The 13103-nt window shown below is 72.9% G+C and carries 18 protein-coding genes; all 18 read right to left on the minus strand.

All coding sequences use genetic code 11. From position 1 onward, the window contains the following. Positions 1-19: 19 nt before the first annotated feature. Positions 20-460: a flagellar basal body-associated FliL family protein gene (fliL, locus tag J2X46_RS09055; protein WP_310249408.1), complete on the minus strand. Its 441-nt coding sequence runs from the start codon at positions 458-460 to the stop codon at positions 20-22. Beyond that, complete coding sequence (locus J2X46_RS09060; RefSeq protein WP_310249409.1) at positions 457-1350, minus strand: flagellar motor protein MotB; 894 nt, start codon at positions 1348-1350, stop codon at positions 457-459. The genes fliL and J2X46_RS09060 overlap by 4 nt, the downstream gene beginning before the upstream one ends. A 1-nt stretch (position 1351) precedes the next feature. Next, entirely contained in the window at positions 1352-2128 is a 777-nt protein-coding gene (locus J2X46_RS09065) for a MotA/TolQ/ExbB proton channel family protein (RefSeq protein ID WP_310249412.1), read from the minus strand. After that, complete coding sequence (locus J2X46_RS09070) at positions 2128-2397, minus strand: flagellar FlbD family protein (RefSeq protein ID WP_310249414.1); 270 nt, start codon at positions 2395-2397, stop codon at positions 2128-2130. The genes J2X46_RS09065 and J2X46_RS09070 overlap by 1 nt, the downstream gene beginning before the upstream one ends. 231 nt (positions 2398-2628) lie before the next feature. Beyond that, positions 2629-3468 (minus strand): flagellar hook-basal body complex protein, encoded by an 840-nt coding sequence (locus tag J2X46_RS09075; RefSeq protein WP_310249415.1) that lies wholly within the window; start codon positions 3466-3468, stop codon positions 2629-2631. 23 nt (positions 3469-3491) lie between these two features. Next, the gene (locus J2X46_RS09080; protein WP_310249417.1) at positions 3492-3944 is read right to left on the minus strand and encodes a flagellar hook capping FlgD N-terminal domain-containing protein; all 453 of its coding nucleotides are present in this window, start codon (positions 3942-3944) and stop codon (positions 3492-3494) included. Between the two features lie 10 nt (positions 3945-3954). After that, complete coding sequence (locus J2X46_RS09085) at positions 3955-5136, minus strand: flagellar hook-length control protein FliK (protein WP_310249418.1); 1182 nt, start codon at positions 5134-5136, stop codon at positions 3955-3957. Next, positions 5133-6101, minus strand: a complete 969-nt coding sequence (locus tag J2X46_RS09090; protein WP_310249420.1) for a transglycosylase SLT domain-containing protein — start codon at positions 6099-6101, stop codon at positions 5133-5135. Before J2X46_RS09090 ends, J2X46_RS09085 begins: the two co-directional genes overlap by 4 nt. Next, positions 6098-6562 (minus strand): flagellar FliJ family protein, encoded by a 465-nt coding sequence (locus tag J2X46_RS09095; RefSeq protein WP_310249422.1) that lies wholly within the window; start codon positions 6560-6562, stop codon positions 6098-6100. The genes J2X46_RS09090 and J2X46_RS09095 overlap by 4 nt, the downstream gene beginning before the upstream one ends. Beyond that, entirely contained in the window at positions 6562-7863 is a 1302-nt protein-coding gene (locus tag J2X46_RS09100) for a FliI/YscN family ATPase (RefSeq protein ID WP_310249424.1), read from the minus strand. The genes J2X46_RS09095 and J2X46_RS09100 overlap by 1 nt, the downstream gene beginning before the upstream one ends. Beyond that, positions 7860-8447 (minus strand): hypothetical protein, encoded by a 588-nt coding sequence (locus tag J2X46_RS09105; protein ID WP_310249425.1) that lies wholly within the window; start codon positions 8445-8447, stop codon positions 7860-7862. The genes J2X46_RS09100 and J2X46_RS09105 overlap by 4 nt, the downstream gene beginning before the upstream one ends. Beyond that, the gene (gene fliG / locus J2X46_RS09110) at positions 8431-9441 is read right to left on the minus strand and encodes a flagellar motor switch protein FliG (RefSeq protein ID WP_310249427.1); all 1011 of its coding nucleotides are present in this window, start codon (positions 9439-9441) and stop codon (positions 8431-8433) included. Before fliG ends, J2X46_RS09105 begins: the two co-directional genes overlap by 17 nt. Continuing rightward, complete coding sequence (gene fliF / locus J2X46_RS09115; RefSeq protein ID WP_310249428.1) at positions 9441-11036, minus strand: flagellar basal-body MS-ring/collar protein FliF; 1596 nt, start codon at positions 11034-11036, stop codon at positions 9441-9443. Before fliF ends, fliG begins: the two co-directional genes overlap by 1 nt. Next, positions 11033-11362, minus strand: a complete 330-nt coding sequence (locus J2X46_RS09120; protein ID WP_310249430.1) for a flagellar hook-basal body complex protein FliE — start codon at positions 11360-11362, stop codon at positions 11033-11035. Before J2X46_RS09120 ends, fliF begins: the two co-directional genes overlap by 4 nt. Continuing rightward, entirely contained in the window at positions 11362-11754 is a 393-nt protein-coding gene (locus J2X46_RS09125) for a flagellar basal body rod C-terminal domain-containing protein (RefSeq protein ID WP_310249431.1), read from the minus strand. Before J2X46_RS09125 ends, J2X46_RS09120 begins: the two co-directional genes overlap by 1 nt. After that, positions 11754-12113 (minus strand): flagellar basal body rod protein FlgB, encoded by a 360-nt coding sequence (gene flgB, locus J2X46_RS09130; protein ID WP_310249433.1) that lies wholly within the window; start codon positions 12111-12113, stop codon positions 11754-11756. Before flgB ends, J2X46_RS09125 begins: the two co-directional genes overlap by 1 nt. A gap of 208 nt (positions 12114-12321) precedes the next feature. Further along, positions 12322-12660, minus strand: coding sequence for a hypothetical protein (locus J2X46_RS09135; RefSeq protein WP_310249434.1), 339 nt, complete (start codon positions 12658-12660; stop codon positions 12322-12324). After that, the gene (gene fliS, locus J2X46_RS09140; protein ID WP_310249436.1) at positions 12657-13100 is read right to left on the minus strand and encodes a flagellar export chaperone FliS; all 444 of its coding nucleotides are present in this window, start codon (positions 13098-13100) and stop codon (positions 12657-12659) included. Before fliS ends, J2X46_RS09135 begins: the two co-directional genes overlap by 4 nt. Positions 13101-13103 lie beyond the last annotated feature (3 nt).

The raw sequence follows: 13103 nt of genomic DNA on the forward strand, positions 1-13103 counted from the left end.
TCGTGCGACCGGCCGCCGGCTACTGGGTGACGAACTCGGTGAAGTACACCTCCAGGACGTCGCCGTGGTAGTCCTCGTGGAGCTTCTTCTCCAGCTCGTGCTTGAGCTCCTGACGCTGGCCGGCCTTCACCAGGTCGGCCTGGTCGACGCCGCTGAAGAGGTCGATCGTCGCGTCGAGCGCCTTGCTGCCGTCGGCCTCGTGGGCGTCGGCGGAGAGCTGGAGGGCGATGCCGACCCGCAGGTAGTGGCCGTCGGCGAGGTTGACCTGGATCGGCTCGAGGGTCATCACCTCGCCGGGCTCCGGCTCGGTCGGGCCGCTGGGCTTGAGGAAGAACCACCAGCCGGCGGCCGCGCCGACGACGAGCACCAGCGCGATCACGATCAGCTTCTTCTTGCCCCCGCCCTTCTCGGGCGCGTCGGCCGAGGCGGCGGCGGGGCGGTCGAGCGTGGCGGCGGTCATGAGGATCCTCCCTCGGTCGGGTCGGTCAGGTCGGTGCCGCCGTTGCCGGCGGCGGCGACGTCGTCCAGCAGCTCGCGGGAGGCGGCCGGCAAGCTGGAGAGGACGACGATGTCCACCCGCTTGTTGATCTCCTGGGAGCCCGGCTTCGAGGGGTCGACGAGCGGCACCTCGTGGCCGAAGGCGGCGGCGCTGAGCCGCTCACCCGGGATCCGCCCGTTCTCCTGGAGGTAGCGCAGCACGGTGATCGCGCGCGCCGACGAGAGGTCCCAGTCGGTGGCGAAAAAGCGCGGCTTCACGGGCACCTGGTTGGTGTGGCCGTCGATGCGCAGGTCCTCGGTGGCCCCACGCAGCACCGGCGCGACGACCTCGAGCACCCGCTGGCCGCGGGGGCTGAGCTCGGCCCGGTCGGGCTGGAAGACGACGTGGCGCGAGGTCAGGCTGAGCACGAGGCCGCGGTCGTCGATGCGGCGGGTGACGTCGCGGCCGAGCCCGGCCTTGCGCAGCGCCTCGGCGAGGCGCTCGCCCAGCGCGTCGAGCCGCGCCACCTCGGCCTGCGCCTCGGCATGCTCCTGGTCCTGGCGGGCCAGGGCCTGCTGCGCACTGGCCGAGGAGGCCGGGAAGTTGTCGGGCTTCACCGGCTGTACCGCGGCGACACCCGGCTGGTCGAGGGTCGACTCCGAGCCGGTCATCACCGAGGTGGAGTCGCCGAAGCCGGCGGCGAGGCCGTCCTTGAGCGCGTTGAACTTCTTCTGGTCCACCGAGCTCATCGCGAACATCACGATGAAGAGCACCATCAGCAGCGTCACCATGTCGGCGTACGTCACCAGCCAGCGCTCGTGGTTCTCGTGCTCCTCCTCCTCGACGCGGTTGCGCCGTCCGCCGCTGCTCACGTCACGCAGCCTTGGCGCTGTCGGAGGGGTGCTCGCCGGCGGGCAGGAGAGAGGTGAGCTTCTGGGCGATGATGCGCGGGTTCGAGCCGGCCTGGATGGCGGCGACGCCCTCGATGATGAGTTCCATCCGCGCGGCCTCGAGCTCGGTGAGGCGCTTGAGGCGGTTGCCGATCGGCAGCCAGATCACGTTGGCGGACATGACGCCCCACAGGGTCGCGATGAACGCCGCGGCGATCAGGTGGCCGAGCTCCTCGGGCTGGGCGAGGTTCTCCAGCACGTGGACCAGGCCCATGACGGTGCCGATGATGCCGATCGTCGGGGCGTAGGCACCCGCGTCGGCGAAGAACTTGGCCGAGTGCTTGCCCTGCGCCTTGGTGGCGTGGACCTCGGACTCGAGGATCTCGCGGACCTCGTCGGGGTCCGTGCCGTCGATGGCGAGCGTGACGCCCTTGACGAGGAACGGGTCGTCGACCGACTTCAGCTCCTCCTCCAGCGCCAGCAGCCCTTCACGGCGGGCCTTCTCGGCGAGCGCCACGACCATGGGTACGACGTCACCCGCGGGCCGCACCTTGGCAGTGAAGGCGGTCTTGAGCGAGCCCAGCGCGTGCTTGGCGTCGGGGAGCGTGCCGCCGGCCATGGTGACCATCAGCGTGGTGCCGAAGACCAGCAGCATCGGCGGCACGAGGAGGAGGCTCATCGGGTTGCCGCCCTCCATCACGTTGGCGACGACGATGATGACGAGGCCGACGAGGACGCCGATCAGGGTTGCCGGGTCCATCAGTCCTCCTCCCCTGCCGGGTGCGAGGTGACCGCGGCCAGGTGGGCGCGGGCCATCGTCTGGGGCGAGACCTCGGGCAGCGCGCCGGCGGCGATGATGCTGCCGCGCCAGCTGCGCACCTGCTCCACGACCTGGAGCAGGTCTTCCGCGACGACGTACTTCTTGCCGTCGACCAGGGTCACCACCGTGTCCGGGGTGCTGTCGAGTCGCTCGATCAGGTCGGCGTTCAGCACGAACGCGGAGCCTGAGAGTCGGGTCAGCAAAATCATGTCGGTTGCACCATCCCTGTGCGTGATCGCGAAGCCCGTCCGTGGGCCTCGATGTCCTTCATCGGCCTGCGCGGTCCCCACCTGAGGGGAACCGGGCGGTGAATCGGTCTGAGGACGCCCGCCGCCGTGGGTGGCGGCGCACGACATCGATCCGGAGGATCATGATGTCGTCCGCCGCCACCTTCGCGCGGCCGATGTCGTGCGCCGCCACCCTCGAGGGGTCGGGCGGGGTCAGCGCTTGATGTTGACGAGCTCCTCGAGCACCTGGTCCGAGGTGGTGATGACGCGCGAGCTGGCCTGGAAGCCACGCTGGGCGAGGATCAGGTTGGTGAACTCGGCCGAGAGGTCGACGTTCGACATCTCGAGCGTGCCGCCCATCAGCTCGCCGCGGCTGCCCTGGCCGGCGACACCGAGGTCGGGGGCACCGGAGTTGGCGCTGGCGCGGAAGGCGGTCTCGCCCACGCGCTCGAGGCCGGCGGGGTTGGTGAAGTTGGCGACGGCCACGACGGCGATGTCGCGCTGCACGTCGTCGGAGAAGGTGCCGCGCAGGATGCCGTCGCTGCCGATGGAGTACGACGTCATCTCCACGCCGGCGGGCAGGGTCGCCGACAGGGCGTTGAGGTTGATGTCGACGAGCGCGCCACCGGGGTCGCCCGGGGCGTAGCCCTGGACCTTCTTGCCGCTGGCCGAGACCAGGTTGCCCGACTCGTCCCAGGTGAAGGCGCCGGCACGGGTGTAGACGCGGTCGGCGCCCGAGCCGAGGACGAACATGCCGTCGCCCTGGATCATCAGGTCGGTGGCCGAGCCGGTGACCTGGGCCGAGCCCTGGTTGAAGTTGCCGCGGGTCGCCGCGACCTGGACGCCGAGGCCGACCTGGATCGGGTTGGTGCCACCGTTGGTGGCGCCCGCGGCGCCGGCGCCACGCATGATCTGGCTGAGGGTGTCCTGGAAGACGGTGGTGGTCGCCTTGAAGCCGACGGTGTTGGCGTTGGCGATGTTGTTGCCGGTGACGTCGAGCATCGTCTGGTTGGCGCGGAGGCCGCTGATGCCGGAGAAGAGCGAGCGGAGCATGGTGGTTCCTTTCGGGGACGGCGTCAGGCCGTGGGAGTGGTGGTGGGAGCCGGGGTGGTCGTCCCGACGGAGAGGAGCTGGGACAGCGGCACCTGGGTGCCGTCGATGTCGAAGACCGGACCCTCCGCGCCGAAGGTGACACCCGAGATGGAGCCGGTGTGCGTGGTGACCCCGTCGGTGTCGATCCACGAGACCTGCTGGCCGACCATCGCCCCGGCACCGAACGCCATCTGCGAGCCCAGCAGGGCGCCGACGCGGTCGGAGACGTCCTGCATCTTCTCCAGGGCGGTGAACTGGGCCGACTGGGCGAGGAACTCACCGGAGTCGGCCGGGTTGAGCGGGTCCTGGTAGCGCAGCTGGGCCACCATCAGCTCGAGGAACATCTGCTTGTCCTCCGAGGTCGCCGACGTGGTCGCCGCCCCCGTCGGGAAGGCAGAGGTCTGGCTGGTCACCGCCTCGTTCGCGGAGATCGTCACGATCCCCTCCTCACATGGTCAGGTCGATGCCCTGACGGGCAGCGGTGACCGGGTCGGGACGGAGCACGGTCGCTCCGTCGGGGAGGCCGTCCCTGGCTCCTGCTCCACCACGCGTCCGTGCGTGCTGGTCCTGCTGTCCTGCGTCCCCACCTGCGGCGGGGCTGTCGCCGCCGGCACCACCCTGGGTGCCGTACGAGGACGAGTCGGGGGTGCCGGTCTGCACGCCGGCCTGGCTCGCGGGCTGCGCGGCCGGCTGCCCGGCGAGGTCGCGCACCACGACGCGCGCGTCGGTGGCGCCGGCGAGCTCGAGCACCCGGCGCAGCTCGGGCGCACCCTCGGCGAGGGCACGGGCCGCGTCGTCGCCGCCGGTGAGCTGCACCTGGACGGCACCGTCGCGGACGGTGAGCGTCACGCGCACCTCGCCCAGCGCCTCGGGCTGGAGCTTCATGGTGAGGCGGTGGACGCCGTTGCCCCGCGAGACGAGCCGGGTCACCTCGGGGACGACCTGCGTCATCGCGGGGGCCGGACGCGCCTCGGCGGTGGGTGCGGCGGGCGTCGTCGGCGCGACCGGGGCGGTCACGGCGGCGACCGTCGGGGTCGGGGCGGCGGCCGGCGCGACCGGAGCCGGGGCCGGGGAGGTGGCCGGCTGCTGGGCCGGGTCACTGCTCGGCACGGTCGTCGGCGCGATGGCGGCCCGGGGTGCGGCGTCCTGCCGCGGGGCGTCCTCGTCGGACGTGGCGGACCGGGGCTCCGAGCCGGGCGTGGGCAGCGCGACGGCGGGCTCAGCGGCGCCGTCGACCGCGGTCGTCGCGGTCTCCCCGCCGGTCGGCGGGGTGTCGACCGACGCCGGGGTCGTGGGCACCGCCAGGAACCCGGCGACGATCGATGCGAACGGACCCGGCACGTCGGTGGGCGCGGGCACCGCGCCATCAACCGGCTCGTCGGTCTCCTCAGTCTCGCCGGTCTCGCCGGTCTCGCCGGTCTCGGTCGCGTCCACCGCGTCGCTCGGGGCCACCGGGACGGCCTCCGGCGCGACTGCGGCCGCGATCGGCGTACCAGCCGGCACGGCCTCGCCGAGCAGGCTCGCGACGAGGGCCGCGAAGCCGTCGGCCGTCGCGGCGGCCTCACCGGGGGCCGGCTCGAGGGTCGGGGCCGCGGTGGGAGCCACGGGGGTCATCGGGGCGATGCTCATGCTGCTGCCTCCAGCTGGGACATGATCGACTTCACGTAGGCCTGCGTCTCGGGGTAGGGCGGGATGCCGTCGTAGCGGAGGACCGCTCCGGGGCCGGCGTTGTAGGCCGCCAGCGCCAGCTCGGTCGAGCCGAAGCGGCCCATCAGGCTGTCGAGCAGCTGGGCCGCGCCGCCGATGGCCTGGGCGGGGTCGAAGGGGTTGGTGACGCCGAGGCCCTGGGCGGTGCCGGGCATCAGCTGCATCAGGCCCTGCGCGCCGGCCGGGCTGACCGCCTGCGGGTCGAAGCCCGACTCCTGCTTGGCGACGGCGGCGAGCAGCGCGGGGTCGAGGCCGTGGGCGGTCGCGGCCTGCTGGAACAGGTCGGCGTACGGCGTCCCGGCGGGCACGGTCCGCACGGAGGTCGTCGTGGCCGACACCGTCGAGGTCGTGGCCGCGTCGGGCAGCACCCGACGGATGTAGTCGGGCGGGGTCGTCACGGGGACGAGCTGCACCTTGCCGCCGGGGCGGGGCGCCTCGATCATCTGGCCGTTGCCGGCGTAGATGGCGATGTGGTCGGCGCCGTTGTTGCGGCTCGAGTTGTCCCACGCGATCAGGTCGCCGGGGCGGACGTCGTTCATGCTCGCCACCGGGCGGCCGGCGCGGGCCTGGTCGGCCGAGAGCCGCGGCAGGTCGATGCCGAAGGAGGAGTAGACCGACTGCACGAGGCCGGAGCAGTCCACCCCGCGCTCGGGGTCGGTGCCTCCCCAGACGTAGGGCAGGCCGAGCATCTCCTTGGCCTTGGCCACGATCGCGTCGCCGCTGACGGCACCGGTGCCGCCGGTGACGGTCGTGCCGGCGGTCGCGCTGGTGCGGGAGAGCACCGAGGAGAAGCCGCTCGCGCCGACGGACGTCGAGGACGAGCTCGGCAGCAGGGCGAGCTGGGCCTGGATCTGGGAGATCCGGGCGGTCACGTCGGTGACGCTCATGCAGCACCTCCGTCGCGGAGGTCGCGGGCCCGCAGCCAGCGGACGGCGACGAGGTCGTCGACCTCGACGCGCTCGCGGCGGGCGCGCTCCTCGCGGCGCTGCTCCTCGCGGCGCTCGAGCAGGAGCTCGACGGCGGAGAGGCGCGTCTTGTCGCGCTGCCAGTGCTCGCGGGCGACGGTGGTCAGCGTGATGGCCGACGCGAGGGCGGCGCGGGAGGCGGTGACCTCGGCGGCGACGCCGGCCGCGGCCAGGCGGGCCGTCGCGAAGCCGGACGGGTCGATGGCGTCGGGGTCGGTCGCGGCGGCGAGCCGGGCGACGACGGCGTCCAGCCGGCGCCTGGCCTCGCGCTCGTCGGCGGCGGCACGGGCCACGCCGAGGCGGCTGTCCTGCTCGCGGACGCCGCGCACGCGCGCGACGGCGCGCATGCCCGCGTCGGGGTCGTGGTCGGGGGTGCGGGCCATCAGGCCACCAGCTCCTTCAGGGCCTGCCAGGTGTCGGCGAGCGACGTGCTGTCGTCCATGTCCTGCCGCAGGAAGTCGTTGATCGCGGGCATCCGGCCGAGCGCCACGTCGGCGTCGGGGTCGGCGCCGGCGACGTACGCGCCGATCTCGACCAGCTCGCGCACCGAGCGGTGCGCGGCCAGCAGCCGGCGCAGCCGCGTCGCGTCCGCGCGCTGGTCAGCGTTGGTGACCGCGCCGGTCACGCGGGAGATCGACTCGAGCACGTCGATGCTCGGGAAGTGCCCGGCGGTGGCCAGGCGGCGGGACAGCACGACGTGTCCGTCGAGGATCGAGCGCGCGGTGTCGCCGATCGGGTCCTGCATGTCGTCGCCCTCGACCAGCACCGTGTAGAGGCCGGTGATGCTGCCGGTGGCCGACGTGCCGGCGCGCTCGAGCAGCTGCGGGAGGAGCGTGAAGACGCTCGGCGGGTAGCCGCGGGTGGCGGGGGGCTCGCCGGCGGACAGCCCGATCTCCCGCTGCGCCATCGCGACGCGGGTGAGGCTGTCCATCATCAGCACGACGTGGCGGCCGCTGTCGCGGAAGAACTCGGCGATGCGGGTGGCGACACCGGCGGCGCGGAGCCGCTCGACGGGCGGCGCGTCGGAGGTGGCGACGACGACGACCGAGCGGGCCAGGCCCTCGGGACCGAGGTCGTTCTCGATGAACTCGCGGACCTCGCGGCCACGCTCGCCGACGAGGGCGATCACCGACACCTCGGCGTCGGTGCCGCGCGCGACCATCGAGAGCAGGCTGGACTTGCCGACGCCCGAGCCGGCCATGATGCCGATGCGCTGGCCGCGGCCGCACGGGGTCAGGGAGTCGAGGGCGCGCACGCCGAGCCCGAGCTGGTGGTCGATGCGCGGGCGGCTCAGCGCGGTGGGCGCGGACTGGTTCACGCCGACCAGGGGCAGGTGGTCGAGCGGCGGGCCGCCGTCGATCGGGCGGCCGAGGCCGTCGAGCACGCGGCCGCGCAGGGCGTCGCCGACGGCGATGCGCAGCGGTCCACCCGTGTGGCGTACGACGTCCCCGACCCGCAGGCCGGTGGTGTCGCCGAGCGGCAGGCAGGTGAGGCCGGCGGGGCCGCTGGCGGCGACCTCGGCGAGCACCCGCGCGTCACCCTCGACGGCGACGAGGTCGCCGACGGCGGCGGCGAGACCGGTCACCCGGACCTGGAGGCCGAGCAGCTCGGCGACCTGGCCCAGGCGCAGCGGGGCGACGGCGTCCAGGGCGCGGGCCCGCACGTCAGGGGTCATCAGGCTCATCCGAGCACCTCGGCGAGCCGGGCCAGCGCCTCGTCGACCCGCAGGTCCACGACGTGGTCGTCAGCCTGGGCGACCGCGTCGGCCCGGCCCAGCGACGGGTCGGCCACGACGAGGACGCCTGCGTCGGTGAGGTCACCGGCGAGGGCGGCGACCTCGGGGTGGAGGCGCACGGACGCGACGGCGTGGGCGGGCAGCAGCCCGAGCACCCGGTCGAGGACGTGGGCGGGGTCGGGCTCGACCGCACCGACGAGGGTGCGGGTCAGCTCGAGGGCCAGGGCTCCGGCCTGCTCGTCGACGCGACGGCAGGCGTCGGCGAGGAGGGCGTGGGCGGCGGAGGCCGTCTCGCGCAGTGCGCCGAGCGCCGCGACGAGCTCTAGGTCCCGCTGCTCCTCGCGGGCGGCGGCGGTGCGGGCCAGCTCGTCGGCCTCGGCACGCACGGCGGCCTCGGCCTCACGGCGTCCCTGCGCCCAGCCGACGGCGTACCCCTGGGCGCGGGCGGCGTCGTGCGTCGTCTCCACGGTCGTCAGGTCGGGCAGCCGCAGGCCGGTCATCGGGAACGGACGGACCTCAGTCGACGAACTCATCGTCACCTCCCCGGCGCACGACGATCTCGCCGCGCTCCTCGAGGCCGCGGATGGTGCGGATGACCGCCTGCTGCGCCTCCTCGACCTGGGTGAGGCGGACGGGGCCGAGGATCTCGACCTCCTCGATGATGTTCTCCGCAGCGCGCTCGGACAGGTTGCCGGTGATCTTGTCGCGGACCTGCGTCGAGACGCCCTTGAGCGCCAGCGCGAGGGCGGCGGTGTCGACCTGGCGCAGCACCTGCTGCACGTCGCGGTCGGAGAGCCCGACGATGTCCTCGAACATGAACATCCGGCTGCGGACCTCCTCGGCCAGCCCGGCGTCGAGCGACTCGAGGCCCTCGACGATCTGGCGCTCGGTCGAGCGGTCGGCGCGGTTGATGATGTTGACGAGGGGACCCACGCCGCCGACCCGCGACGAGTCGGTGGGCTGCAGCACCGAGGACAGCCGGCGCTCGAGCACCGACTCCACGATCCGCACGGTCTCGGGGTTGGCGCGGCCCATCACCGCGATGCGGTGCGCGACCTCGGCCTGGAGCTCCGGGGCCAGCCCGGACAGCACCAGCGAGGCCTTCTCGGCGGACATGTGCGCGAGCACGAGGGCGATCACCTGCGGGTGCTCCTCGTGGATGAAGGACCGCAGCTGGGCCGGGTCCGCGCGCTGGAGGAACTGGAAGGGCAGCTGGATCGCCATCGCGGTGAGCCGCTGCATGGCCTCCTCCGCGCGGTCCTCACCGAGGGTGCGCTGAAGCAGGTCGCGGGCGAGGTCCATGCCGCCCTGGAGCATGTGCTGGCGGGCGCTGAGCAGGCTGCCGAACTCGGAGATGACCTCGCTCGTCTCGCCCGGCGCCACGCCGGAGAGGGTGGCGACCTCGGCGGAGATCGCCTCGACCTCCTCCTCGCTCATGTGCTCGAGGACCGACGCCGCGCGCTCCTTGCCGAGGCGCACCAGCACGATCGCGGCCTTGCGGGCTCCCAGCCCGGTCATGACGGACATCAGGGACGCTCCACGAGCCAGCCGCGCAGCAGCGAGGCGACCTCGTCGGGCTGGCGCTCCACGAGTGACACCAGCTCGTCGTACATCCCGTCGCCGGCACCCGCCCCGGCCTCGACCGGCGAGAGAGCGAGCGCGGTGGCAGCCTCGTCGCGCTGCGCCTGCAGCGCGGTGCGCTCCGCCTGCTCCATCCGCAGCTGCTCCACGACGTACGTCGTCGCGTCCTGGCGCGCCTTGGCGTGCTTGCGCGAGTGCCGCCAGGCCAGGCCGACGAGCAGCAGCACGAGCCCACCGAGGGCGCCGTTGCGGATCCAGGTGTTGCGGGCGGCCTTGGCGTCGGCGGCCTTCGCCGCGGCGAGCTCCGCCGCGGTGGCGTCGGCGACCGAGGTGTCGAACGGCACCGCGGAGGTCTCGATGGTGTCGCCGCGGTCGGGGTTGAGACCGATCGCGGAGGAGACGAGGCTGTTGATCTCCGTGGCGTCCACGGTGACGTCGGCGTTGGTGTCGACGACCACAGCGGCGTGCAGCGACTCCACCGAGCCGGGCGCGGTCTCGGACTGCTCGACGACCTTGTCGATGCCGTTCTCACGCACCGACGAGGAGTTGCCGTAGCTGCCGTCACCGCCGGTGGCACCGGTCTCCATCTGGGCGTCGGGACCGATCACGCCGCCGGGGGACGCGGCGCCCGCACCGCCGGAGTAGGTCTCGCTCTGGGCCGACTCGGCCAGGACCGGAGCCTTCTTGGCCTTGCCGTAGGTCGTGCTCTGGGTGGTGACCTTGTCGAAGTCGAGGATCGCGGTGACCTGCACCGAGGAGTTGCCCGGGCCGTAGATCCGGTCGAGCATCGCCTGCGCCTTGGAGCTGAGCTGGTCCTGGTAGTCGTCGACCTGGCGGGTGCGGCTGCTGCTCACGCCGCCCTCGGACTCGCCGCCCTCGGAGAGGACGCGGCCGGTGGAGTCGGCGACGGTGACCTTGGTCGGGTCGAGCCCGTCGATGCTCGAGGCGACCAGGTTGACCACGGCTTGGACCTGGTCGGGGCCGAGCTGGGCGCCGGCCCGGGTGTCGACGAGGACGGACGCGGTGGCCGGGTCCTGCTCCTCGGCGAAGACCTGCTTGGGCGGCAGGGCCAGGTGCACGACGGCGGTGTCGACGCCGTCGATCGCCTCGATGGTGGAGGCGAGCTCGCCCTCCATCGCGCGCTTGAAGTCGGTCTGCTCCTTGAACTGCGAGGTCGAGATGTCCTGGCCGTCGAGCAGGGCGTAGCCGCTGTCGCCGCTGCCGGACGGGATGCCCTCGCCGCTCAGGGAGATGCGGGTCGAGTAGACCTCGTCGCGGGGCACCGAGATGGTGCCGCCACCGCCACCGATCTCGTAGGACACACCGTCGGCGTCGAGCTGCTCGACGACGGCGGAGGCGTCCTCGGCCGAGAGGTTCGTGTAGAGCGGCGCGTACGACGGCGCCGACGCCCAGCGGAACACCATGAAGGCAGCCAGCAGGAGGGCGCCGGTGCCGACGATCGCGACGACCTTCTGGCCGGGGCTGAAGACGGCGAACGCGCGCCGGTAGCGCTCCAGCGCCTGCGTGATGCCGGTCCTCATCCGACCTGCATCCGCATGATCTCGCTGAACGCCTCGATGGCCTTGTTGCGCACGGCGACCGTCAGCTTCGTGGCGGTCTCGGCCTCGGTCGCGGCCAGCGTGTAGTCGTGGATGTTCGGCAGGGTGCCGGTGGCCGCGCGCACGGCGAGCGTGTCAGCGTGGTCCTGGATGCCCTCGAGGCGCTCGATGCCGTCGAGCACCATGCTGCCGAAGTCCGCACCCTTTACGCCCTGGGTGGCCGGCGCCGCGGCCGGAGCCGGCGCCTGCACCACCGGTGCCGCGAGGGGGGTGAAGCCGCTGATGGCCTCGATGCCGCCGATGCTCATCAGCCCTGTCCGATCTGGAGTGCCGCGTTGTAGGTGTCCTGGGCGGTCTTGGTGACCTGCACCGAGGCCTGGAAGCCGCGCTGCGCCTGCACGAGGGAGGTCATCTGCACGGACATGTCCATCGCCGGGGCGCGGACGTAGCCGTCCGCGTCGGCGAGGGGGTGGTCGGGGGCGTACTCGAGGATGCCCTCGGCGTCGCCGAGCTCGATGCCGCTCACGTCGACGCCGCCGTCGGGGCGCGCGGTCGCGACCACCATCTGCTGCTGGAAGGCGTCCTCGCTGGTCGCGCGGACCGTGTTGGCGTTCGCGATGTTGTGGGCCAGCGCGTCGAGCCAGGTCTGGTGCATGCCCAGGCTGCTGTTCGCGATGCGCAGCATGTCGAAGGCGCCCATCAGAAGGCACCGGCCGCGGTGTTGACGAGGGCGAAGCGCTCGGAGACCGCGCGGGTCATCATCTGGTACTGGAACTGCGTCTGGACCGCCGAGAGCGACTCCTTGCGGAGGTCGACGTTGTTGCCGTCCTCACCGACGGGCGCGTTGCTCGGCTGCTCGAAGGGGGTGACGCCGGACGACGGCATCTCGCCGCGCTGGAGCGCCGCGCTCAGCGAGGACTCGAAGTCGACGCTCGTGGCCCGGAAGTCGGGGGTGTCGACGTTGGCGATGTTGTCGGCGATCACGCTCTGGCGGGTCGCCAGGCCGTCGAGGGCCGTGGCGAGCACGGAGGTGACGGCGTCGGGCATGCCGAGGGACACGGGTACTCCTGCGAGGAAGTGGTTGCCGGTCCATCGGCGAAGGGGGTGAGCGTTCCGTGCTCACAGGGTCGGATCGGCGTTGTTGCCGTCCTGTTGAGGAATTGATGAAGGCTTCTTGACCCGTTCCGCACGATCGGGACGAAGGTCCCGATCGAGCACCATCCGGTCGGGCCATGCCGGCACCACCCGGCAGGGCGATGCCCTCTGGCTACGCCGAGACGTCGACGTACGACGCCGCGCCGCGGCGCGCCGAGGCGGCCCTGCGCTCCAGCCCGGCGAGGCTCGTGCGGGTGTCGTCGACCGCACGGACCAGGCCGGCGCTGACCTCGGCCTGGAGCCGGAGCAGCTCGCGCACGCGGTCGACGAGGACCTCCGGCACCGGGCCACCCGGCGTGGGGGGCTCCCACGGGACGACGGCCGGGCCGGTCGCCTTCGGGTCCCGCGCCAGCTCCGCGGCCGAGCGCACGTCCTGCTCGATGGCGTCCAGGGCCTCCTCCCAGGCCGCGACGAGCTCGTCGCCCTCCGGGAGGGCCGGCAGGGCGCTCACGCGGACCGGGCGGTGTCCGCAGGGCGGGCGGCCTCAGCGGCCGCCTCCCGCCACGCGTCCGCCAGCCCGACCACCAGGTCGAGGCAGTGCTCGGTGATCGACACGTCACGCTTCACGTTGGCCTGGACGAGCTGCACCATGAGGTGCGTGTAGATGCTGTTCAGGCCCTCGCTCCCCTCCCACACGCCCGGGCGAAGCGAGGACTGCAGCTCCACGACGATGTCCTGGGCGTGCAACAGGTTGTGGTGAGCCACCGCGTGGTCGCCGGCCTGCTGGGCCGCGACCGCGCGACGGCAGTCGAGCACCAGGCGCTCGTAGAGCATGACCAGCAACTTGCTCGGGCTGGCGGTCTCGACCGAGGACTGCAGGTAGGCGAGGGGCGTGGTGGACGCGGGAGACGTCGATCCGTAGGGGCTGGCGAAGTGCGAGGTGTAGGCCATGAG

This window comes from Nocardioides sp. BE266, assembly GCF_031457855.1.
Taxonomy (GTDB): Bacteria; Actinomycetota; Actinomycetes; order Propionibacteriales; family Nocardioidaceae; genus Nocardioides.

Excerpts from the sequence above, each read along its gene's own strand:
- fliL (WP_310249408.1), bottom strand. The coding sequence starts at position 460 with ATGACCGCCGCCACGCTCGACCGCCCCGCCGCCGCCTCGGCCGACGCG.
- J2X46_RS09065 (WP_310249412.1), bottom strand. The coding sequence starts at position 2,128 with ATGGACCCGGCAACCCTGATCGGCGTCCTCGTCGGCCTCGTCATCATC.
- J2X46_RS09070 (WP_310249414.1), bottom strand. The coding sequence starts at position 2,397 with ATGATTTTGCTGACCCGACTCTCAGGCTCCGCGTTCGTGCTGAACGCC.
- J2X46_RS09075 (WP_310249415.1), bottom strand. The coding sequence starts at position 3,468 with ATGCTCCGCTCGCTCTTCTCCGGCATCAGCGGCCTCCGCGCCAACCAG.
- J2X46_RS09085 (WP_310249418.1), bottom strand. The coding sequence starts at position 5,136 with ATGAGCATCGCCCCGATGACCCCCGTGGCTCCCACCGCGGCCCCGACC.
- J2X46_RS09090 (WP_310249420.1), bottom strand. The coding sequence starts at position 6,101 with ATGAGCGTCACCGACGTGACCGCCCGGATCTCCCAGATCCAGGCCCAG.
- J2X46_RS09095 (WP_310249422.1), bottom strand. The coding sequence starts at position 6,562 with ATGGCCCGCACCCCCGACCACGACCCCGACGCGGGCATGCGCGCCGTC.
- J2X46_RS09100 (WP_310249424.1), bottom strand. The coding sequence starts at position 7,863 with ATGAGCCTGATGACCCCTGACGTGCGGGCCCGCGCCCTGGACGCCGTC.
- J2X46_RS09105 (WP_310249425.1), bottom strand. The coding sequence starts at position 8,447 with ATGAGTTCGTCGACTGAGGTCCGTCCGTTCCCGATGACCGGCCTGCGG.
- fliG (WP_310249427.1), bottom strand. The coding sequence starts at position 9,441 with ATGTCCGTCATGACCGGGCTGGGAGCCCGCAAGGCCGCGATCGTGCTG.
- fliF (WP_310249428.1), bottom strand. The coding sequence starts at position 11,036 with ATGAGGACCGGCATCACGCAGGCGCTGGAGCGCTACCGGCGCGCGTTC.
- J2X46_RS09120 (WP_310249430.1), bottom strand. The coding sequence starts at position 11,362 with ATGAGCATCGGCGGCATCGAGGCCATCAGCGGCTTCACCCCCCTCGCG.
- J2X46_RS09125 (WP_310249431.1), bottom strand. The coding sequence starts at position 11,754 with ATGGGCGCCTTCGACATGCTGCGCATCGCGAACAGCAGCCTGGGCATG.
- fliS (WP_310249436.1), bottom strand. The coding sequence starts at position 13,100 with ATGGCCTACACCTCGCACTTCGCCAGCCCCTACGGATCGACGTCTCCC.